Here is a 22303-nt window from a genome sequence, read left to right on the forward strand (position 1 = left end):
TTTGGTCACCCAAAAAACTCAAACTATACACAATAATAAATCTTATGAAAAAATCAATTTTTCTACTCTTACTTGTCATACTAATATCTAATTTAAAATTACATTCACAAGTTACTATCGGATCGGGTTCTGAACCTTCATCTGCAGCACTCCTTGATCTTAAAACACAAGATGATCCAACTGGCGGGATAACCTCAACATCTGGGGGGCTACTCCTTCCTCGTGTAAAACTTATAAATTTAGATGATTTAGAACCTTTTATTGCTGGGGGTGGAAGCTCAACAGATAAAATGATAAACAAAGGATTGCTTGTATACAACATAACAGACAATACAATATTCAAACCTGGACAATATACTTGGGACGGAGCAAAATGGCAGATTACCGGAAAGACATACACTGCTGCGAATGGCCTGACAATGACGACAGACAATAAAGTGAAGCTGGGAGGGAGCTTATCCGAAGTAACAAATATAGAACAGAATGGCCATACGTTTAAAATTTCTTCAAGAGACGAGTATAGCTTTGCGGAGTTCAGCACACAGAATGCAGCACTGAAACTGGAAGCTAAAAATAAGGGTTTTATGCCTCCTCGTGTAACCTTAACCGATCCAACTGATAAAGCTACCATTCCACTCAGCTCATCTGATGCAGGAATGGTCGTATACCATACAGGGAATACGGCTATGAAAGAAGGCTTACACACATGGAATGGTACCTCTTGGAAAGAGCTTGTGACAGAAGTTCCCTCACCGACGGTAAGTCGTATAGCAGAAATGACAGCGGACGCGAATAAGGGTGTCAACAGCGGATACTCGGACGCAAGCGACACCCTTACCAACGGCTCTCTTTCTTTAGACGGAATCAGAGGAGCTGTAACAATACCATTTGAAAAAATAGAAATTGATTCGAAAGGGAGCTACGCTTTTCAATTAAGACTATACGGAAGAATAAAAATGAACAAATCTCCCCATGTATCAGGCGGGATTATCTTTTACTTTTTCTTATATAAAAATGGAGTACTTACTGATGCTGCAGAAATCAATTTCTACCATAAGGGAGCCGTCAAGGATGAAATGTTTACCTCTACATATACTCTTCCTATGACAGCTCCAAATTGTGAGATTGGAGACAAAATTGAGATTAAATTTGCAGGCTATTCTCTTGGTTCTAGTAGTACTCATGATTACTCTGAGAACAGTTACTGGAATCTGATAGGATACAAAAGATACGGTAAAGGGAGTGCAGCTCGGACATCTTTAATATACTGGAAATTGTAATAATTAGACTATTGCTGCATTTCCATAACCCATCACTAGATTAAGATACGTATGTTGCGAAGCAGGTGTATCTTTGATTCAACTATTTTAGCTTTGGAATAGATTAATAAAGGGAGTGATCTGCAAGGTTACTCCCTTCTCCAAATTGCTTAACTATATATTAACATGTTAAAAACATCAACACGTTTTTTAATTTATATTAAATAATGTATATTTGAGAAAGTGAGATCTAAAATAAAACTTGTACTCACACGCACATACGCCTTCGGAATTATTTACAACAGACCCTAAATTTGACAATATGAAAATGAATCGTATTTTACTTGGAATCTTGTTTGTGTCTTTCTTTTTCTATGCTTGTGAAAACGACGACGATTATTATACAAGTGATCCAGCACCTATAGAATTTGCCTCTGACATCAGCTATAGAGTAAATACAACAAAAGCAGCAGGTTCATCTTGGAGCAACGGAGACAAGATTGGTGTATTTATGAAATCTGAAGGATCAACTCTATCAGATCAGAATATAGTAGACGGAGCATCAAATATGTCACACAAAACTTCAGGAAATGGTATTTTTACAGCTGAAACAACTGCCGATGCTATTTATTTTCCTCAAGACAAATCGAAAGTCGATTTTATTGCATATTATCCTTACAGAGCAGATATAACAAATTATATTTATCATGTTGATGTTTCAGATCAAAGCATACAAGAGAATATAGACTTACTGTATTCAAATAATCTGGTGAGTGCTAGTGGAAGTAATATAAACAATTCTCTTTCGTTTACACATCAGTTATCAACTATCCGCTTTAACATAAGCATCATAAGTGATGACATTACATTAGATGACCTAACGGTTGCAGCATCTGGACTGAAAACGAAAGCCAATTTCGACCTAACGAATGGTAGTCTTACTATTGATGAAAATTCGTCAGCAGTTATCAACCTAAAAACAACAACAAATTCAGGCTCTGCTTATGCAGAAGCAATCTTATTGCCGGACAATGGAGGCGAAGGACGTCAAATAACTTTCAGCATACCATCTGTTACCACAAACTTCAAATGGACAATACCTAGCGAAACAAAGCTTGAAAAAGGCCGCAAATACACCTTTAACATTAAACTGGATGCTTCGGGCGTAGTTGTAGAAGAAGATTTCGGTTGGATAGAAACACCACGAATGAGAAATTTATCGGACGAATTAATGTATGTATCTCATATGATGTCGGACGATAAAATACGTAACTATTCGATGCTGTACGACACAAAATATAAGCTTGCTTATTGGGTAGCCTACCCTCTTCACTCATATTACCTTGGCAGTTCTGGTAGAAATGATGTATGGGCATATGACCCCAAAATACCAAATAACTTTCAGCCAAATCTAAAGAAAAGTTACCAAGAATCTAATCTAGATAGAGGCCATCAAATACCAAGTGGGGATAGAACTAAGGATTATAATACAAACATAAAGACCTTTTATTATTCAAATATGACAGCTCAAGTAGGTACAAGTTTCAATCAGAGTATATGGGCTGCTCTAGAAGGTCAAGTAAGGACATGGACTTCTAGATGCGATACAATGTATGTCGTAACCGGAGCAATGATAATTACTGATACAGATAAAAATATTGAGTATGCTCATGATGCTTCGGGTCAACAGATAGCTAAACCGAAATATCATTTCAAAGCTTTAGCCCAAAGGCATGGAGACACATATTACACATTAGCATTCAAGATGGATAACAAGTCTTATTCGGACAAAGACTACAACAAGTACAGACTAACAGTACAAGAACTAGAGAAAATGACTGGATTCGAATTCTTTCCTTCAATACCTAAAGAAGCAAAGACTCAGATAGTTTCTAATAAGTGGAATTGACACAGACCTAAATATTTTATTAACCCAAAAAACATGTTATTATGAAAATTCGCAATTTATTCTTTACAGCTGCTTTGGCATCGCTTGCATTCACAGCATGTAGCAGTGATGACGAATGCACGGGCTATAACGGCAAAGACGATAAATACGTCAAATTTGCCGGAAGCATTGGCGAGCAAATGACTAAGGCTGCCGGAACCGAGTGGGGTTCGGGTGATGCTATCGGTGTATACATGAAAGCTGCCGGAGCCGATCTAGGTACTGCCAGTGATCTGAATGTAAGATATACAACTACCGGAGATGGTATATTTACAGCAGCAACTCAAGGTATCGAACTGCCTGCAGATGGAAGTAAAGTCGACTTTGTTGCATATTATCCTCAACAAGCTACTATAAACGACTTCAAGTATCCGATCAACGTAGCAGATCAAACATCACTTCCAAACATTGACCTGCTATACTCCAACAATGCTGTAAATGCAGATAAAAACAATGCTGTTGTTCAAATGAACTTCAAGCACATGCTTTCGCAATTAATACTTAATGTTACCCCAGGCGACGGAGTTAGTTCGCTTAACGGATTAAGTCTTAACATGGCAGATGTTATTACAGATGGTACTTTCGATCTGAAAAATGGGACTACTACAATTGGTACTACTAAAGCAACTATAAGTCCGGCTGTAAACGTAGCAACTGGCGCATCAGTTAATGCAATCTTAGTTCCTGGACAAGATCTTGCAACTACAAAATTGACGTTTACGCTAGATGGTAGAACATATGTTTGGACACCGGACGCTCAAGTACTTGAAGCTGGTAAGAAATACACGTACAATATACAGCTATCTTTAACTGGCCTTACATTGTTGAGCCCTAATGCTACAATCGAAGATTGGATTGAAGGTAATACTGGTGGTGATATCACATTGACACCAGATGAAAATCCAGGTTTTGTTGTTGACAAACCAACAATTTCATTTGACGAAACCACAACTAGCAGTGTTGTTAAGCTAACAGCTCCGGCAACAGAAGCTTGGACTGCAACAGCGTCTGAAACATGGTTAACAGCAACTCCTGCTTCAGGCACAGGTAGTACTGATATTACAATCGCAACTACTGAAGAAAACACGACTGGTGCAGATCGCACAGCTAGCATCACTATTGCATCATCATCGACTACTAAAGCTGCTGGAATCGATCCGATAACTATCACAGTTACTCAGAAAGCGAAAAGTCAAGGTGAGGAAAAAGAATTCTTTAATGAAGGTTTTGGTGAAAGGTATGACAAACCATCAGCTGGATGGAGTAAGATTTCTGCTTTCACAGGATGGGAGATGACAGGCGTTACGTATTCCGACAAGTATAATAATGCAGATATCAGAAATACCTCAACTATGGATAATGCTCTTTGGTTACCAGCAAACAAGGATGCAGAATTCCATATAGATGGAATTGAAACTGGTTATACTGGTGTTGTACTTTCTTTTGATATGGCAGCACAAGTAGCGAGTACAAATGCTTCAATGATACAAGTATTAGCAAATGGTACACCTCTAGCTACTCAACCAGATTTTACATTTGAGAAAACAAATACATACACAACAATCACCTTAGATATACCTGATGGTACAACTAGCATTACATTCTATGGAGCTGCAAGTGTAAATACAAAAGCATTCCGTATAGATAATATTATTTTGACAGGAAAAAAATAAGTGTATAATAAGTAGACGATTAGTGTTATAGCTAATCGTCTACCTATCTCTTGAATCTATTTGTCTGAGGTCAATAAAACAACTATCTATGAAACATAAAATACTATTAATTGCAATATTTCTAATCAGTATCTGTTCGTACGCACAGCAGCGAACCGAGCTAAGAGGGAATGTTGTAAATTCAGCAACCGGCGAAGCTATACCTGGAATACAGGTATCCGTCAGAGGACAAAGTCTATCGGTCTTGACCGATGCCGATGGAAGCTTCCACTTTACCAGTATAGCGGCAGGACAAGATGTATTGACTTTCAGCTCGTCCACAGTAGTCTTTCGCGAAATCTCTATCCACATCGAACCTGATGCAGTGACATTACTGAAAGATATAAAACTAATTGCTGTCGAAAAAAATCAGGACATGGCTCTCATTGGTCTGGCAGACGAATCACTGCTTGATGACGATGGCTCGTCGCAAGAAGTTAGTTCGGCCGTACTACTATCTAACGACCAATACCTCAGCAATGTTCGCTATCAGCTATCGCCTCTTCGCTTCAAAGTAAGAGGTTATTCTAATACTTATGAACAGAAATACATCAATGGCGTTCTTTTCAACGACCAGAACAGAGGCGTTTTTAACTTCGCATCGATCGGTGCATTGAACGACCTTACACGCAACGGAGACGTTGTGAATTACCTAGGCCCAAGCGAGTTTACATTCGGGTCATTAGGAGGTACAGAAAACATAAATATGCGCGCCAGCAATTATGCCAGAGGCGCAAAAGTCACACTTTCATACACAAACAGAATATATTATTTACGGGGAATGGCCAGTTACTCAACCGGTCTGCAAGACAATGGTTGGGCATTTACAGCTGCAGTCGGAGGGCGTTACTCGCACGAAGGAATTGTTGATGGTACATTCTACCGAAATCTATCATACGCTTTTTCACTCGAAAAACAGTGGCAAGAAGGTAAACACAGTTTATCGTTCGTCACTTTCGGCTCACCAGTCGAAAGAGGACAACAACACGCTTCATATCAGGAAGCATACGATCTGACAGGAAACAGTCTGTACAATCCAAACTGGGGATGGCAAGACGGCAAAAAACGTAATGCCCGTACAGTTCGCGCCTACGATCCAACAGCTATTCTGTCACATATTTGGAAGATAAACGATAAAACGAAACTCACTACAGGTTTAGGCATTCACTATCAGAGATACGGAAATACAGCAATGAACTGGTTTAAAGGGAAAGACCCAAGACCAGATTATTATCGTAATTTCCCTTCTTACTATTCTGAGCACCAAGAAAGCTTTGACTATTATACCGATTTGTGGCAACACAAATGCTCGGGCATCCGCCAAGTTAAATGGGACGATATGTGGATGATGAATAAATTAGCTAACGATGAAGGTGAAATGGGTATCTATATGGTCGAAGAGCGCAGAAGCGACCTTTTCGAGACATCATTAAACTCGACCCTCAATACTCAGTTAAGCGAAAGAAATAAACTAACAGCAGGTATCGGATTAAGATCATCCAAGTCATTGCAATTCAAGACCATTGACGACATGCTAGGTGCCAATTACTTTCTCGATATTGACAAGTATGCAGAAAGAGACGATAATATCAACTTAGTTGAATATCCTAATATCAAAGAAAACGATGTAAGGAAACCCGGTCGCAGAGTATATAAAGACGATGTATTCGGATATGATTTCCGACTGAACATCAATTCTGCAAACATTTGGGTACAGAATCATCACTCATCAAGATATTTTGACGTATACTATGGAACCAAAGTAACGTATACCCAATTCCAGAGAGACGGTAAAATGCAAAATGGCCGCTATCAGGACAATTCTCTAGGTAAAGGTAAAAAGCATAAGTTTACAGATATTGGCGTAAAAGCAGGCCTTACATATAAGCTTACAGGACGCCATCTGTTTACGGCTAACGTGAGCTATGCAACAGAAGCTCCACTTCCTAACATTTCTTATATATCTCCACGAATTACTGACGAGACTATTGACAATTTGGAAAGTGGCAAAGTATTTTCAGCCGATCTGAACTATATATTTTCATTGCCATCGTTGAAAGGTAGAATATCCCTATTCCAAACCAATTTCTACGATCAGATGCATCGCACAAGCTATTATCATGACAGTCAAGGTACTTTCGTGAACCATATCCTTTGGAATATGAATAAGGTAAATAGAGGTATTGAACTTGGTCTGAATTATCAGATAAACAACAATTGGAATATTGACCTTGCAGGAACTATAGCAGAATACTATTACAGCAATAATCCTGATGGACTAATCAGCTTCGAGAATGGTGTTAAAATGGCAGTCGAAGATGGAAAAGGGACCGACTTAACAGAAACCGCATATCTGAACGATTACTATGTCGGAGGTACACCTCAGATAGCAGGAACAATAGGAATCAATTATTTTTACGACTATTGGTTTTTAAGCCTCAACTTGAATGGCTTTGCTAGAAACTACATCGAAATATCTCCTCTAAGAAGAGGTGCTACAAACTACGCAGCTGTTCATCCTGACAATCCTGAAACAATGGAAGCATACAATATACTAACAGATCAGGAACGTTTTGGTAGTAGTTATACCCTAGATCTATCGATAGGCAAGGTACTTTATTTACCAAACAATAAAACGCTGAACCTCAACTTCTCATTCCAGAATCTCACAAATCGCAAAAACATCAGAACTGGAGGATTCGAACAAGGTCGAATGGATATTTCATCACCACGCAAGTTTGCGTCAAAATATTATTACATGCAAGGATTCAATTGTTTCTTGAACATGAGTTACAGATTCTAAGCTAGTATAAAGTGTAAACAATAAAAACAATCAGATATGAATACTTTAAGAAAAATAGTTTACCTGATATTAATATCATTGGCTATAGTGTCTTGTACACGCGATTATGATGCTCCTCCATTGAGCGAGCCTCAATATGACGGTAAAGCAAATATTACAATAGCAAACTTGAAAAAGCAATTCCCTAGCTCAGACAGAGATAATCCTACATTAATCGATGTAGACTATGTTGTCAGAGGCTATGTAACAAGTAATGATGCCGAAGGAAACGTATTCAAGCAACTTTATATTGATGATGGAACCGCAGGTATTAATATAGGTGTCGATCAGAACAGCCTTTATAGCATTTACAGACCCGGACAAGAAATTTTCATTGAGCTACATGGCTTGTATATTGTCAACTATGGAGGAGAATTACAAATAGGTAATAAAGGCAGTCAGGCAAACCGCATCAATTGGGAAACATTCTCTAGAGTCACACATCTCAATAAATGGCCTGACAAATCAAAGATAGAGCCAATAGAAGTAACATTAGATGAAATAAACGCATTAGATGTTGATCCTGAAAAATATGTAAACAGACTCGTACGTTTCAATAACATTGCTTTCGCAAATGGAGGTAAAGGTTTATTCTACTCAGGATCTGAAAATTACAAAAGCGAAATCATCAAGGATGCTAAAGGGAATACGATTGACTTGCGCACAAGTTCTTATGCAACATTTGCAAAAGACACTCTCCCTAAAGGAAAAGGATCCATAACAGCATTATTAGGACGCTATAATGGAAGTTGGCAACTTACTCTTCGATCTTTGGAAGATGTTTTTGAGAAGAATGATGAAATACTTGCTCCAGATAAGCCTGATCCTTCAGGAGAAACTGTGTTTAGTGAAACGTTTGGAAAAGCTGGAGGTAATATTAAGATTGCTGACTACAAAGAATTTGATGCCAAATCACCTGTTTCATATTCAGATGCTTCTTCCAATGCTGATATCCGAGCAATCGGAGTCTATAAAGATGGTGCTTTCGCCTGGTTACCAGCTAATAAAGAAGCATATTTAACAATAAAAGGTATTAATACAGCAGGAAAAAATAACTTAGTTCTAACGTATACTTTAGCAGCTAACTTCTTTGATCGAGAGAACCCTGATAAAGAAATTACTGGAAATCTGAATGTAGTTACAGTCAAATGCGATGGAAAGGTACTTCCAGTACCTGATAAGGTCATCGCTAGAAGTAAAGGGGATGATAACAAGCAATACACAGTCACATTGAAAGACATACCTGCAAAGGAAAATATTGAAATTGAGTTCTTCTCGAGCGAAGGAACAGGAAATACCTTTGGTATGCGCTTAGATAATATTAAGATTCAGACTGGAGACGGAACTGTTGTGATAGAGCCTTCAAAATAAATTAGATGATACATATCAAATGTGCTACATTAAGTAGCACATTTGGCCTAAAATAAATATAATATGAAAAGAACTATATTATTTATCCTTAGTTTTCTTCTTTGTTTTAATCTTGCCTTGTTAGCTCAGGATAATAAAGAGAAAAAGCTAGGTGTGTATTCTGTAGCATTCTACAACTTAGAAAATCTTTTCGACACAGAAGATGATCCTCTGATAAATGACGAAGAATTTACTCCAAAGGGTAAAAATCATTGGACTCCTGACAAGTATCAGAAAAAGCTGCGCAATATGGCTACTGTTATAAGTAAGCTTGCACGCGAAAATTGCCCTGCAGGTCCTGCTGCAATTGGGGTTTCCGAGATTGAGAATAGAAAAGTTCTTGAAGATTTGGTTGCTAGAAAAGAGCTTGCTGATATGAATCTTGATATAATTCATTACGATTCACCAGATCGTAGAGGAGTTGATGTCGCTCTTTTGTTTAATCCCAAAATATTTCAAGTTACGTCATCAAAAGCTTACCCTTATATTCTACCTGATAATCCTGAGTTCAAAACTCGAGATGTGCTCTTAGTTAGCGGTCAATTAGCAGGAGATCCACTCCATATCTTGGTCAATCACTGGCCTTCACGCTATGGTTCCAAATCTTCAGAATTACGCGAATTTGCGGCATCTATCAATAAACATATCGCCGATTCAATATATAAAGACAATCCTGCTGCAAAAATCGTTATTATGGGTGACCTTAACGATGATCCCACCGACAAGAGTTGTAGAGTAGTACTAAAGGCGAAGAAAAAGCAAAAGGATGTAAAGTCCGGAGGTCTATTTAATCCGATGTGGGAGCTTTTCGATAAAGGCGTAGGATCATTATCATATCAGGGTAGATGGAATTTGTTCGATCAAATAATCATATCAGAAAGTCTACTTGGGAAAGATCGTTCGGCACTGAAATTTTGGAAAGCTGAGATTTTCAATCGAGACTTCTTAATCCAGAAAGAAGGGAAATACAAAGGATATCCAATGAGGACTTTCTCTGATGGGAAATTTATAAATGGCTACAGCGATCACTTCCCTACCCTAATCTATATGGTAAAAGAAATATAAAACGCAGAAAAATATCATGTTAATACTCAAGAAAGGCGCCTTAAGCTAAGGCGCCTTCAATATATTTCATACAAAGGAATTAACTTTATACTGCTAGGTATTATGAAATTTAGATATGATATTAAGCTCATTTTTTCACTGTACCACCAGGAATCGAACTACAAATATATAATGCTTTAATTCAAGCTTATATCATTTCTTCATCTGGTGATAATCTCTAAAAAGTCACCTAAATTTCACAGTATTTTGCTAGAAATTGCTTTGGAGAATTCCTATTCTCTCAAAGGTACAAAAAGAGACTCATTTTTCAATGAATCTCTTTACACATTTATTTTATCAAATACTTATTCCAATACCTGAATAATCGAAACCAAGTTCTTTTAGCTCATTTTTATTATATATATTTCGTCCGTCAAAAACTACAGGTTTTTTCATTGTCTTCTTTATAACACTCCATGATGGGAGCCTGAATTCATTCCACTCTGTCACCAATAAGATTGCATCTGCATCAACTGTTGCATCATAAGCATCCTTAGAGTATGTAATTACATCGCCTATGCGTCTTTTGGCTTCTTCAATAGCTATTGGGTCATAAGCTTTTACTCTACCTCCAGCCTTTAAAATCTGATCTACTAAAACTAAAGAAGGAGCTTCACGCATATCATCTGTTCTTGGCTTAAAAGATAGTCCCCACAAAGCAATTGTTTTTCCCTTTATATCCCCGTCATAATAATCCATCAGTTTCTGAAAAAGAATATGCTTTTGACGTTCGTTTACATTTTCAACGGCTTCAAGCAGTTCTAATTTATAGCCATACTTCTCTCCAGTCTTGATAATTGCCTTGACATCTTTAGGGAAACAACTCCCTCCATATCCACATCCTGCATAAAGAAACTTTGTTCCGATACGAGTATCAGTACCTATACCTTTACGTACCATATTGACATCTGCCCCTACTATCTCACAAAGATTAGCAATATCGTTCATAAAGCTTATCCTAGTTGCAAGCATAGCATTAGCAGCGTATTTAATCATTTCTGCTGATGGAATATCTGTAAATATAATTCTGTAGTTATTCAGCATAAAAGGGCTGTAGAGTTTTTCCATCATTTTTTTAGCCTTTTCTGATTCGGTACCAACGACTACACGATCTGGTCTCATGAAATCCTGAACAGCAGCACCTTCTTTCAGGAATTCAGGGTTAGAAGCAACATCAAACTCAATATCTGTTTTACCTCTTTTGTCAAGTTCCTCTCGTATTACCGACTTGACTTTTTGAGCTGTTCCTACAGGTACAGTACTTTTCGTCACTACAACGATATATTTATTGAGATTCTGTCCAATCGTTCGGGCCACATCTAATACATAACGTAGATCCGCACTACCATCTTCATCTGGAGGAGTTCCTACAGCCGAAAAAATGATATCCACATCATTTATAACAGACGAAAGATCAGTAGTAAATTTCAGTCGTCCTGACTTATAATTACTTTTGACTAAATCCTCTAGTCCGGGTTCATATATTGGAATAATTCCATTTCGAAGATTCTCTATTTTTGTTTCATCTATATCAACACAAGTAACATCTGTTCCCATTTCTGCAAAACAAGTTCCTGTTACTAATCCGACATAGCCTGTTCCTACTATTGCTGTTTTCATTATATTCTTTTTACTTTTTGATAAACTCTGATAAAGAACTGATTAATCCATTAGATGCATACCGTCCTATTGGCGTGTGTGCTGGCTTAATTATATCGTCTTTTAGTAATTGCGGCAATAATAATTTAAGCTCGTTTTCATCATCTGCCACATAAGTATATTGTAGTTCTTTCATTTTCTTTGAAGTTGCTAGCTGATGCTCATTTCGATGTTCTCCTAAACTAGCCTTTCTAGGCATTATTATTATAGGCTTATTTAACATTAACGCAGAGATTATAGTTCCCATACCTGCATGACTTACTATCAGTCTTGCATCATTCAAAATTTTATCATATTCATGAGGAGATAAAAAGTCGACAACCTCCATATTATTTATCTGAAGTCTTGTTGTAGGCGTTTGTACTACTACTACCTCATCAATACCTTTAGTAATCTCATCCATCGCCTCAACTAGTCGGTCAAATGGCTCCTGCGTTCCTATAGTTACAAAAATCATGCTATGACGTTTCCTTCGAAATAAATCTTATTATTAGATAAATGTGCCCATTGAGTATAAACTCTATCAGCAAAACAGCTTGCAATTTTACCGCTCATAGACAACTCCTCAACATTCGCTATACTGTCTATCCAAACTGTCTTTTTAGACAATAATTTTCCTATAAATAATGAAACTAATCCTGGAGCCGCACCTGTAGTAATTATAACTTTAGGTTTTTCCTTTCTTATTATTTGAAATAATTTTAAGCTAGTTCTCAATATTCCAAGCATGTTGTTTCTATTAAAATCTTTTATACAATAGAATTTATTATTAGGAATAAATTTCTGAAAGCTATCTTTAGTACTTGCATATATACATTCATCTCCTCCAAAAGCAGGAGATAGCCTCAGGAGCTGAACCCAATGACCTCCAGCAGAAGCAATTACGAATATTTTCATGAATCTAATTTTATATATATATCTTTTAATATTGGTATTACATGATCTGGAAAATAATCCTTAACTATAGACAGACTATTTCTTCCCATTTCCTCAATATGTTTTATATCTTCTACAAAGAAGAGTATAGAGTTTAATATTGCCTTTAAGTCTCCAGCTTCAATAATCAACCCATTAATATTATTACAGACAACCTCTGGTATCCCACCCACATTAGTCGATATAATTGGTAATCCATAGCTCATAGCTTCTAAAATAGAGATTGGCAAGCCTTCATTATACGATGGCAATATATATATATCCGACATTTCTAATAATCTTGCTTTATGTTCACCTTGTACCCAGCCTTCATAGAATACAATATCATCTATACCATTCTTATATATAAAGCTTTTAAGCTCTTCAGTTAAACCATTACCTCCTATAAAAATATTAACTTTCTCTCTCAAGAGTTCTTTATTATCACTTACAACTTGTAATAAATCGAAAACTCCTTTTCTTTTTCCAATTAGTCCTAAGAAAAGAAGCTTTAAAGGAAATACTGCTTCCTGTTTTTCAAATTGTTTTGCCTTATTTACAATATTGTTAAGTATTACAACTTCACTAGTAATTTTTAAATCTTCTTTAAAGAATTTCTCCCATGATTTTGATAGAACTATTATTATATCTGCTGAACCTAAAGACTTAGAAATCCAATTAAAGAAATTATATTTTCCACAGAAGTCTTTAAACTCAGACCCATGTATATGATATATTAATCTTCGTTTATAAAGCTTAACAAATAACCCTAAAATACTTTTTCTAAAATATGAACCTTTTGCCGCTGTATGGATGTGTACTATTCTAATATTTTTGAACGCAAGATAGAAATTCAGTAATACAATCGCTCTAGCAAAGTAAAAAATCTTTATAATAAAATTACCATTACAAGTAGAGGCTATATGATGAAATTCAGAATAGAATGGAGCCAGAGTTTGTACTACTGATATTACCCCTCCCTTTCCTTCCAAACTCTCTGATATTACTAGTACTTGTTTTGTATTAATAGTCATAGTACTTCCCTTATTTTATTGAATACTTTGAAATAGCTTTTTTATAAACCTTTATATAGTCACTAATTATATTGTTAATATCAAAAGGTGATTTATTGGGAACCATCTTCAAGAGTTCTTTGTAAAAATCTCCATTATCTTTTAATATCATATTTAAATAATTAAATAAAGAACTATCTTCTGTATTAAAAACTATTCCATAATGTCCTTTTTCTATTACCTCAGGCATTCCCCCTTTATTTGAAACAAGTATAGGGCATCGGCAAGCTATTGACTCTGCAACTACTCTTCCAAAGGGTTCTTCCCATAAAGAAGGGACTACTAATATACCAATTTTTTTGTAGAACTCAAAGCTATCAACTTTACCTAGAAATTTAATTCTCTCGTCAGAATATGTTTTTTTTAAATAATCGACGTAACCAGCATCACCTTCACCTCCAATCAACAGTTTACTATCTTCACAGTTAACTTTAGTGAAACAGTTAAGAAGAAACTCAATTCCTTTCTGTTTATCAATTCTACCAATATAACCAATAATTTTACGATCTTCAACTTCCTTTATTATATCACAACTAAAGTCTACTGGGTTATAAATCACTTCCTTAATTGGAGTACGAGTAAAGAAATCTCTATTTAAATGATGCTTGAATATAAAGTCACTAATTCCAACTACAGCTGCAACTGACTCAGACTTACGACATTTGTGGGCAGAAAAGCATCTACACTCTAAACATCTTTGATTGCAAGTTTTTTTATATTTACGACGCAGACCATGCATACAAGTAAGATAATAATCTCTAGTTGTATGTACTACCGGAATTTGAAGACTTTTAGCAATATCCCATAGCATTACAGATAATCCTTCGATACAATTCGTATGTATTACATCAGGATGTACTTCTTTTAGTACAGATACCAATTTATTCTTTGCAAAAATATTATATTGGTCAATTAATCTATATAATATTTTTTTACAAGTACTAAAAGAGGATTGACGAATACCAAAAGGTATTTTAATATATCTAATTTCAAATCCTTTATATTGAGTGATAGTATCTTGTTCAGAGAGTGTAACAACAACAACCTCATGTCCTCTATCTGCCAGATTTTCAGCCAATATTCGGGTTGATATTTGGGAGCCGCCACTAGTGTCCGGCCAAAATTTATTATTAATGATAGCTATCTTCATTCCGTTTCCATTAAATGTTTATGAGTATTTTCATTATCTATGACTAACTTTTCGATAGTAAATACAGACATAGCTGTTATAAAGATAAAAATTTGGCTACTCCAGAATGGATATGCTCGTTGTAAAAAATTTATAGAGACAAGGAATAGTAAAAGCCAAGCTAATAGTCTATTTCTTGAATATGAAGCAAAGAATACATATAATAAAAAGGTTAGCATAACTCCCAACAATCCATTCTTTAGTATAAATATTTTATATCCTGCTCCTTTTATAGACTCACCTCGCAGCATATCAAAGCTATCATCATCTAAACCAAAAAAGAAAGAATAAAATGTAATTTCTTCAAAGATAAGGTCTGTATGACCACTAACTCTATTGTCCCCTGCAATAGTCCCGGTTTCCTCGTCAAAAGCAAGCCTATCAACAATAAGATCATTTATAACATTATTACCTCCATTAATATTTCTGACAACTATAAGGCTAATAGAAATTGCGAATAGAAAAAGAAAACAATACTTTACAGTTTTTTTTATATTAAACTGGAGTGATCTGAAAACATATCCTAAAGCAAGTAGGATATAACCTGCTAAAGATAAAGTAAGAATAAGTGAGAGTATTAATATTATGGTCTTAAAGTCTTTAAAATTATATCCTCTTATAAAAATTAAAAAAGCAAGAATCATACCCAAATGACCAGGCTCACAGAATAGAGAATTAAAACGAATACCATAAGTCCCGATCAAAACAAACCAAAAGTTTACATACCAATAAAAATCGGCAGAAGGATAAACCACAAATCCTCCGCTCGGAAGATTAAGACCTAGACCAATTAAGATAAAAACAATTAGAGATGGTAATAATATTATGAATATCCCTACATAAAAGAAATCAAAAATCTCTTTTCTATAACTATCTTTTAAGCCTAGCAAAATATATACTACTATTGCAAAGGATATAGCACCTATTATCTTAAATGTATCGTCAAGCCCATCATTAAAAAAGAATAGACATAGGAGAAAAAATAAACTAACAAAAAGGCTTTTCACAGAATGTCGAAACAATTCCTCTTTAGTTAAAAGGGCCAATAGAATAAATAATAAAATAGAAAAAGCCTGTAATATTCCTAATCGAAAATTCCACAAGTAATAAAAATGCATCGAATGCAAAAATGAGCAGAATAAACTCATTTTGAATAAGAAGCTTAAGGCTTTCTGTCCTCCCATAACTACAATTTAATATTAACCTTCGCTCCATCTTTCCTGACAATACAAGCAGGATTACCTACTACAACACAATTATCTGGTACATCTTTAACAACAACAGCACCCGCTCCGATAGTAACATTACTACCAATTGTTATATCTCCGAGCACGATAGCCCCTGTCGCTACCGCAACATTATTGCCAATTCTAGGTCTTGCTCCTTTACTTCTTGCGCGCCCAATAGTAACGTTGTGCCAAACCTTACACCTTTCACCCATATACTCTGGATGAATTCTAGTTGAATGACCATGTTTGATAATGAGACCGACTCCTATTTTTTTATCTGATTTCAAATGAAAAGGCTTTATACCTGGGGAATACCAACTCAATAAGCCAGAAGCTGATCCGATACGATAATAGAGTACGCTCCGATATTCAATATTTGATACTATAATTTTAAAAAAAGAAAGATAATTACATTTAATACTAAAAGAATCACACCAAACACGAAGCTCTTCCTTATTGAAAGTGTAATCTTTTAATAAGAAAAAGATAAAATGAGGAATGAATAAAGGAGCCTTGATAAGCTTAAAAAATTTCTCCATAAATTATTATTTTAAAAGCAAGAGTTTATTATAAAAATCAAATATATAATATAAGCCAAAACAAAACAGAAAACGTTTAATACCTAACATTTTATAGAGCTTTATCAAAGTATACTCTTTTTTCAACCAATTAAAGTACGCCTTATCAAAAAAAGTATTTTCCACTTGATCATAGAACAATACCCTATCCTTTTGTTTTTTTGCCCCAAAAGTTGAGCATATTCTAAAAATATACGTCATATGATATAAGAAAAAAGGGAAATACTCCTTATTACTCATTTTAAAATACTCTTTTAACTTATATCCTTCTGCATTAATTACTGAATATCTAAAAGACTCATTCTTGTAATCGTACACTTTTGTTGCTAACCCTCCTATTTTCCGATGACAATACTGAGGCGTAGACACAAATATTATCCCTTTCGTATGATAAAGAAATTGGTAAAAAAATAATCTATCTTCGGAAAGTGAAAGCTTCAGATTAAATCTGATTGAATTCTCTGTAATTATTTGTCTTCTGAATATTTTCGCCCAAGGGAAACCAAAGTTTATCAACTTTGTCTCACCAAACACATTTTTAAAAGTATTTCCACTATATTTTTGTTCAACAAACGCATGCCCCTCAGAGATAACTGTTTTATCACTACTACATAATAGCCAGCTACCATATATAATATCTACATCATCTGATTCTTTCACAATCAGACTCTTGAGAAAATCTTGCTTAATATAGTCATCTGCATCAACAAAACAAACCCAATCACCCAAAGCGTTATCCAACCCTATATTACGAGCAGAACTTACACCCCCATTTACTTGATGGAAAACCTTTATGCGAACATCCTTCGAAGCATAAAGATCACAAATATTTCCTGAAGCATCTGTACTTCCATCATTCACCAGAATCAACTCAAAATCAGAGAATGATTGATTCAATATACTTTCAATACACTCAACAAGGTATTGTTCAGTATTATATATTGGAATAATAATTGATATTTTAGGATTCATCTGTTCTATTCTTTCAAGTTTCTCTATGATTTATCAGCGTAAAAATTTCTTTAAGATCTGCAATATCTTATTTGTAAAATATTTTGGCATACCAGAAGTTGATATATCTATCTTGTTTAGAAAGAAAATAGTTTGAAATATATAAGAAGTTATATATAATTTCTTAACTTCATTTACCCTATTATTTATTTGAGGAATAAAGTAACTCAAATCTTTATTTTTAATCACCTTATTATACGTATTTAAGCATAAGTCTAGAATACATCTTTTCTGTTCATTTATACACAAGTCATCAATATTATTACACATATCTTGTAATATAATATTATAACCAGAAATACTTTTAGGACTACATCCTTCAGACATTATTCCTGCATCGTTTATTCTGTAACGATAAGTATCTTGCTTGCAAAACGCTATGGATTGAGCGTATTTAGCGATAAAGAAATTCCAATGCTCATCTTCATGTATTATCCCTTCTTTGAAATAAAGATTATTATCAATTAATAATTTTCTACGAATCAGCTTATTCCACGCTGTCATCGAAAAAAGAGTCCTTCTTAATAAGCCTTTTTTTATCCATAAACGGTCCGAAGAATACTCTGGAAGATCTTTATCCTTGATATTAAGCCACTTTTTTAAGTTACTATCAGGGAAAACAGCAGTACTCCCCTGTACAAGATCAACATTTGGGTATTTTTCACAAAGCTGGATCATTGATTCAATAGTGTGAGGATATATCTCATCATCACTATCCAAAAAATAGACGTATTCTCCAGTAGCAGCACTCAATCCTGTATTACGAGCAGCTGACAATCCTCTATTTACATCATGTCGAACAATCTTTGTTATGATCTTACTATCAGTCGAGGCAATTAGTTTTTGAGCAATAGAGATACTACTATCAGGAGTACAATCATCAACCAATATACACTCTATAGCTCTATAGGTCTGATTATATACTGACAATAAACAACCCTCTATATAATTTTCAACATTATATATGGGAATAACTATTGAAACTTTAATCATTTTCTTCGATAAAATTTACATTATCTAAATCTCTAAGCCATGTTTCATAAAAGCCTTTATTCTTACCATATGAATTATCCAAAAAAACGAAAGATTTATTAAGCAGAACTGACAAGATTGCTACATGTAGACGAGTTGTATAAACTTGTTTATATTCACTAACAAACTTGACCCCAATTTTTATTAAATGTTTTTTTAGTATTTTTTGACAATACCAATCAGTCACATATAGGAATTTACCTCCAATCTTCTTATTTAGCCGCTGTATCTTATAGTATAGAGATAATATATTATCTGTACTTTCCATACTTGGCCAATCCCTAATATCACTATTTTCAGGCACAATTTTCTTATAAAGATCTGAATCCTTTAATTCCTTATCAGTACGTTTAAGGAATAGAGACTCTTTTATCGCAGGAGTACAATACTTTCTTAATCTTGCTTCTGGAATATAAAATGCCATATCTGGAACCAAAATAATTTGATTATTCTTGAAATACTTCTTTAAAAAGTCATAGGAATTAGTATCTCTCGCACAAATAGTCAAATTTGGATGTTTACCCATCTCTAATCCATCACTTACTGCCTTCTCTAAATCTTTATAAAATACAGTTTGAGGTAAAATGATAATATTATTATTCGGAAATTCGCTAATGATCCTTAATCTAAAATTTTGATGCTTAGTCCATAAATCACCAAAATTTCCTCCTCCATGTAATAGTATTGTCTCTTGATGCGATATACTTCGAGCAGTATACGTGTCGCATGAAGCTCTATATGTACATGATATATTATTACTTTTTAAGAACATCTCTGTACCTTCCCATATCAAGGTATCTCCTATATTAAAATGATATGGTAAATCTAAATAAATACACTTTTTCGAAATACGAGAAAGCAGTGATTTATCTAATATTTCGCATAATTCTAACACCTTTTCAGAAAAGTCCATTATATTTTAAAGTTTTTATTGTTCTCTTTACTTTCTTATTCACTCGTTCCAAAAAAAATCGAATTTTCTTAATAGGAGAGTTATTAACTTCATTGAAATCATAACTAGTGATCCAGTTTATATGTTCTTTATATTCAGGGATAATCTCTCCTATCCTAATTTGACTTTGTATTTCTTGCCAAAATTCGCATTTAACCCAATCAAAATGTGCCTTATACACAATATATCTTTTTATATTACTTAAAGTATTTTTCGTTACTTTAAAACCAAAACTATTAGGATTACCACCTGCCGCAATGATTCCCATTATTGTTCTATAACACTTTTCACATTGACTACAATTTTCTCCTCCAATAGATTCCCAACAAACTCTCAATTGTATCATTTTATCAGACTTATTGCTAAAATCAACAATTTTATTAATCTTACCTTGTCTAGTATACTCTTCCATATCATGGTATGTTCTCGCATTCGAGAAGTTTACTTTATTGTCTATCGTTGGATCACTAGCCCAAGCATAACTGTCTTTTTTTCGAGTATCAGGAGAGAATGAAGATGCAATATACGTAGCTGAATATCCTTTTAGATATACATATGGAGCAGCATGCCCAATAATACCTATTCCATGATGCAAATATCCCCAATAATTATAATTCCACTCACTTTGGAGTATTCCAAATCCAGATAAATCTAAGAACATTCTAAAGTTGCTCTTTATTTCTATCGCTTTTAGATCAAACGTTTTCGCAGTATTTGAAATATGAGTTTTTACATTTACCCAACCTTTCACATCTTCTAATTGGACATCAGCACCCCAAATGATAAGAAGATCTGGATTCTCATCAATATGTTCTATTAACGAAGCAAAAGCATCAACCCCCCCTGAGAAAAATAATGCAGCTCCATCATTTTGTAAAACAGTATTACTATAATCTACTATTCGCTGAGGAACAACCTTCCCCCTGAAATCGATGTTCGGATACATCTTCATGTAACTTTTTTTTATATCCTCTATAGATTCAAAAAAAGTTTTATCTAATTCAGGCAAATTTACCTCTATGTTAGCAATCCAAACTACAGGTAATATATTACAGATAAACGGGATAACTGCTATACCTTCGGGGGCATCCGATATTGGTTCTGAATATTCTATCCAAAAATGATTATTCTTAAAAAAATTGGCGACCGAACTTGATGTTTTAAATAAAACATCAAGCCTATTGCCTTCTGTTGTAATGGATTCAATATTTAAGTTATTCATTACTTCACTCTTTTGAATAAAAAACATATTCTTCTTGTGGGACTATTGGCTTGTTATAAGCCCCCATAAATCTATCAAAGATAAGTTTATTATGATTGATTAAATCACGTTTTTTCGTTTCACTATTCTCTCTTTGGATCAAATCAAAAAGAGGATATATATTAGCTCTACCATCTTTACCCACAACAGACTTTGCTATTTGAAATACTATTTTATCAACACTTTTTTTTGTCGAATCTATAAACAAGTGTAAAATAATAGAATACTCACTCAATGATTCAATTCCCTCATTGCCAGATGTCTCACTTCCCGGATAAGAACAAAAATTTCCTAATGAATAAAACCCAAATTGTCTATTATTATAAAGCAGACCTTTTTGTACGACATGAGGGTGACAACCCACAACTACATCCACTCCTTTTTTTATCATATAATCCTGTAATCGGCATGTCCATTTATCTGGGATAATATTATATTGCCCTCCACTATGCATAAGCATAATAACAATATCAGCCTGATCTTTTGCTTTTTTTATATCTTCATCCAATTGGTTCAGATAAGGATTTATAAAACTATTAAATGGTATTTTTTCATCAAATTTCATCTTATATCGGTAAAGCTTCTTCAATATTCGTGACGAATATCTTTTCTTCAGAACTTCTTGGCTTCTATATAAATTTACCAAGAAAGCATTGCTTTTATCTAAATAATAATTGTTAAAGCTAGCATTCGTACCATAAGTATAGGATAAAAATGCAAACTTAATACCATCTATCTCTTTAATAAAAATTGTATTTCTTTCAGATTCAGATCTAAATGTACCAGTATGCTCTATATTTATTTTATCTAAATTATTTAATGTTGATACAACTCCTAATACTCCTCTATCAAGACAGTGATTATTTGCTGTACTTACAAGGTTAAACCCTGCTTCTTTTACAGCCTCAGCATATTCTATAGGTGAATTGAAACTCCATTTATGATTTGTATATCTCATTTCTTCCCCAGCGATTGGTGTTTCTAAATTTCCAACTACATAATCAGAAGTTTTAAATAGTGATTTGATTGATGAAAAAATCGGATTGAAATCATAATCTCCATTAGTCTCATTCGCATATAACTGCTCTTTTTCACACATTAAATCACCAACAAAAGATATTTTAATCAT

General features: G+C 34.4%; 18 protein-coding genes. 6 read left to right on the plus strand and 12 right to left on the minus strand.

Translation table 11 applies throughout. The annotated features are described in order from the left end of the window. Positions 1–44 precede the first annotated feature (44 nt). The 6 genes from C1A06_RS08990 (at position 45) to C1A06_RS09015 (ending at position 10236) form a co-directional block, all read left to right on the plus strand. Positions 45–1280 (plus strand): phage tail-like protein, encoded by a 1236-nt coding sequence (locus tag C1A06_RS08990; RefSeq protein ID WP_101689923.1) that lies wholly within the window; start codon positions 45–47, stop codon positions 1278–1280. Positions 1281–1587: 307 nt separating this feature from the next. Further along, positions 1588–3168 (plus strand): fimbrillin family protein, encoded by a 1581-nt coding sequence (locus C1A06_RS08995; RefSeq protein ID WP_159461397.1) that lies wholly within the window; start codon positions 1588–1590, stop codon positions 3166–3168. 41 nt (positions 3169–3209) lie between these two features. Next, positions 3210–4880: a fimbrillin family protein gene (locus C1A06_RS09000; RefSeq protein WP_101689925.1), complete on the plus strand. Its 1671-nt coding sequence runs from the start codon at positions 3210–3212 to the stop codon at positions 4878–4880. An 88-nt stretch (positions 4881–4968) separates the two neighbouring features. Then, positions 4969–7722 (plus strand): carboxypeptidase-like regulatory domain-containing protein, encoded by a 2754-nt coding sequence (locus C1A06_RS09005; protein WP_101689926.1) that lies wholly within the window; start codon positions 4969–4971, stop codon positions 7720–7722. A 36-nt stretch (positions 7723–7758) separates the two neighbouring features. Beyond that, entirely contained in the window at positions 7759–9132 is a 1374-nt protein-coding gene (locus C1A06_RS09010; protein WP_145996374.1) for a DUF5689 domain-containing protein, read from the plus strand. 63 nt (positions 9133–9195) lie between these two features. Continuing rightward, positions 9196–10236, plus strand: a complete 1041-nt coding sequence (locus C1A06_RS09015) for an endonuclease/exonuclease/phosphatase family protein (protein ID WP_101689928.1) — start codon at positions 9196–9198, stop codon at positions 10234–10236. Positions 10237–10572: 336 nt separating this feature from the next. On the opposite strand, the gene C1A06_RS09020 is transcribed toward C1A06_RS09015, so the two are convergent. The 12 genes from C1A06_RS09020 to C1A06_RS09075 are packed head-to-tail and all read right to left on the minus strand — an operon-like array spanning position 10573 to position 22303. Further along, positions 10573–11895 carry a UDP-glucose dehydrogenase family protein gene (locus C1A06_RS09020; protein WP_101689929.1) on the minus strand — a complete coding sequence of 441 codons (1323 nt, stop codon included), beginning with the start codon at positions 11893–11895 and terminating at the stop codon, positions 10573–10575. 10 nt (positions 11896–11905) lie between these two features. Then, a complete protein-coding gene (locus C1A06_RS09025) occupies positions 11906–12391 on the minus strand; it encodes a glycosyltransferase (RefSeq protein ID WP_101689930.1) in 486 nt (161 codons plus the stop codon). Beyond that, complete coding sequence (locus tag C1A06_RS09030; RefSeq protein ID WP_101689931.1) at positions 12388–12831, minus strand: glycosyltransferase family protein; 444 nt, start codon at positions 12829–12831, stop codon at positions 12388–12390. The genes C1A06_RS09025 and C1A06_RS09030 overlap by 4 nt, the downstream gene beginning before the upstream one ends. Beyond that, positions 12828–13883 (minus strand): glycosyltransferase family 4 protein, encoded by a 1056-nt coding sequence (locus tag C1A06_RS09035; RefSeq protein WP_101689932.1) that lies wholly within the window; start codon positions 13881–13883, stop codon positions 12828–12830. Before C1A06_RS09035 ends, C1A06_RS09030 begins: the two co-directional genes overlap by 4 nt. A gap of 10 nt (positions 13884–13893) precedes the next feature. Continuing rightward, complete coding sequence (locus C1A06_RS09040; RefSeq protein WP_101689933.1) at positions 13894–15072, minus strand: glycosyltransferase family 4 protein; 1179 nt, start codon at positions 15070–15072, stop codon at positions 13894–13896. Next, the gene (locus C1A06_RS09045; RefSeq protein ID WP_101689934.1) at positions 15069–16295 is read right to left on the minus strand and encodes a hypothetical protein; all 1227 of its coding nucleotides are present in this window, start codon (positions 16293–16295) and stop codon (positions 15069–15071) included. Before C1A06_RS09045 ends, C1A06_RS09040 begins: the two co-directional genes overlap by 4 nt. Positions 16296–16297: 2 nt before the next feature. Beyond that, a complete protein-coding gene (locus C1A06_RS15190) occupies positions 16298–16879 on the minus strand; it encodes a serine O-acetyltransferase (RefSeq protein ID WP_221405682.1) in 582 nt (193 codons plus the stop codon). A 6-nt stretch (positions 16880–16885) separates the two neighbouring features. After that, a complete protein-coding gene (locus tag C1A06_RS09055; protein ID WP_101689935.1) occupies positions 16886–17890 on the minus strand; it encodes a glycosyltransferase family 2 protein in 1005 nt (334 codons plus the stop codon). Between the two features lie 33 nt (positions 17891–17923). Further along, on the minus strand, positions 17924–18922 hold the full coding sequence (locus C1A06_RS09060) for a glycosyltransferase family 2 protein (RefSeq protein WP_101689936.1): 999 nt from the start codon (positions 18920–18922) through the stop codon (positions 17924–17926). Beyond that, positions 18915–19874, minus strand: coding sequence for a polysaccharide pyruvyl transferase family protein (locus C1A06_RS09065; RefSeq protein WP_101689937.1), 960 nt, complete (start codon positions 19872–19874; stop codon positions 18915–18917). The genes C1A06_RS09060 and C1A06_RS09065 overlap by 8 nt, the downstream gene beginning before the upstream one ends. Beyond that, a complete protein-coding gene (locus C1A06_RS09070; RefSeq protein WP_145996375.1) occupies positions 19861–21135 on the minus strand; it encodes a hypothetical protein in 1275 nt (424 codons plus the stop codon). Before C1A06_RS09070 ends, C1A06_RS09065 begins: the two co-directional genes overlap by 14 nt. A gap of 4 nt (positions 21136–21139) precedes the next feature. Then, positions 21140–22303 (minus strand): CapA family protein, encoded by a 1164-nt coding sequence (locus C1A06_RS09075; protein WP_101689939.1) that lies wholly within the window; start codon positions 22301–22303, stop codon positions 21140–21142.

This window comes from Dysgonomonas massiliensis (assembly GCF_900240225.1).
Taxonomy (GTDB): Bacteria; Bacteroidota; Bacteroidia; order Bacteroidales; family Dysgonomonadaceae; genus Dysgonomonas; species Dysgonomonas massiliensis.

What these genes read in the sequence shown, in the direction of transcription:
- C1A06_RS09070 (WP_145996375.1), bottom strand. Translation starts at nt 21,135, where the DNA reads ATGAATAACTTAAATATTGAATCCATTACAACAGAAGGCAATAGGCTT.
- C1A06_RS09040 (WP_101689933.1), bottom strand. Translation starts at nt 15,072, where the DNA reads ATGAAGATAGCTATCATTAATAATAAATTTTGGCCGGACACTAGTGGC.
- C1A06_RS09000 (WP_101689925.1), top strand. Translation starts at nt 3,210, where the DNA reads ATGAAAATTCGCAATTTATTCTTTACAGCTGCTTTGGCATCGCTTGCA.
- C1A06_RS09065 (WP_101689937.1), bottom strand. Translation starts at nt 19,874, where the DNA reads ATGGACTTTTCTGAAAAGGTGTTAGAATTATGCGAAATATTAGATAAA.
- C1A06_RS09075 (WP_101689939.1), bottom strand. Translation starts at nt 22,303, where the DNA reads ATGATTAAAATATCTTTTGTTGGTGATTTAATGTGTGAAAAAGAGCAG.
- C1A06_RS09045 (WP_101689934.1), bottom strand. Translation starts at nt 16,295, where the DNA reads ATGGGAGGACAGAAAGCCTTAAGCTTCTTATTCAAAATGAGTTTATTC.
- C1A06_RS08995 (WP_159461397.1), top strand. Translation starts at nt 1,588, where the DNA reads ATGAATCGTATTTTACTTGGAATCTTGTTTGTGTCTTTCTTTTTCTAT.
- C1A06_RS15190 (WP_221405682.1), bottom strand. Translation starts at nt 16,879, where the DNA reads ATGGAGAAATTTTTTAAGCTTATCAAGGCTCCTTTATTCATTCCTCAT.
- C1A06_RS09015 (WP_101689928.1), top strand. Translation starts at nt 9,196, where the DNA reads ATGAAAAGAACTATATTATTTATCCTTAGTTTTCTTCTTTGTTTTAAT.
- C1A06_RS09035 (WP_101689932.1), bottom strand. Translation starts at nt 13,883, where the DNA reads ATGACTATTAATACAAAACAAGTACTAGTAATATCAGAGAGTTTGGAA.
- C1A06_RS09030 (WP_101689931.1), bottom strand. Translation starts at nt 12,831, where the DNA reads ATGAAAATATTCGTAATTGCTTCTGCTGGAGGTCATTGGGTTCAGCTC.
- C1A06_RS08990 (WP_101689923.1), top strand. Translation starts at nt 45, where the DNA reads ATGAAAAAATCAATTTTTCTACTCTTACTTGTCATACTAATATCTAAT.
- C1A06_RS09005 (WP_101689926.1), top strand. Translation starts at nt 4,969, where the DNA reads ATGAAACATAAAATACTATTAATTGCAATATTTCTAATCAGTATCTGT.
- C1A06_RS09025 (WP_101689930.1), bottom strand. Translation starts at nt 12,391, where the DNA reads ATGATTTTTGTAACTATAGGAACGCAGGAGCCATTTGACCGACTAGTT.
- C1A06_RS09010 (WP_145996374.1), top strand. Translation starts at nt 7,759, where the DNA reads ATGAATACTTTAAGAAAAATAGTTTACCTGATATTAATATCATTGGCT.
- C1A06_RS09055 (WP_101689935.1), bottom strand. Translation starts at nt 17,890, where the DNA reads ATGAATCCTAAAATATCAATTATTATTCCAATATATAATACTGAACAA.
- C1A06_RS09060 (WP_101689936.1), bottom strand. Translation starts at nt 18,922, where the DNA reads ATGATTAAAGTTTCAATAGTTATTCCCATATATAATGTTGAAAATTAT.
- C1A06_RS09020 (WP_101689929.1), bottom strand. Translation starts at nt 11,895, where the DNA reads ATGAAAACAGCAATAGTAGGAACAGGCTATGTCGGATTAGTAACAGGA.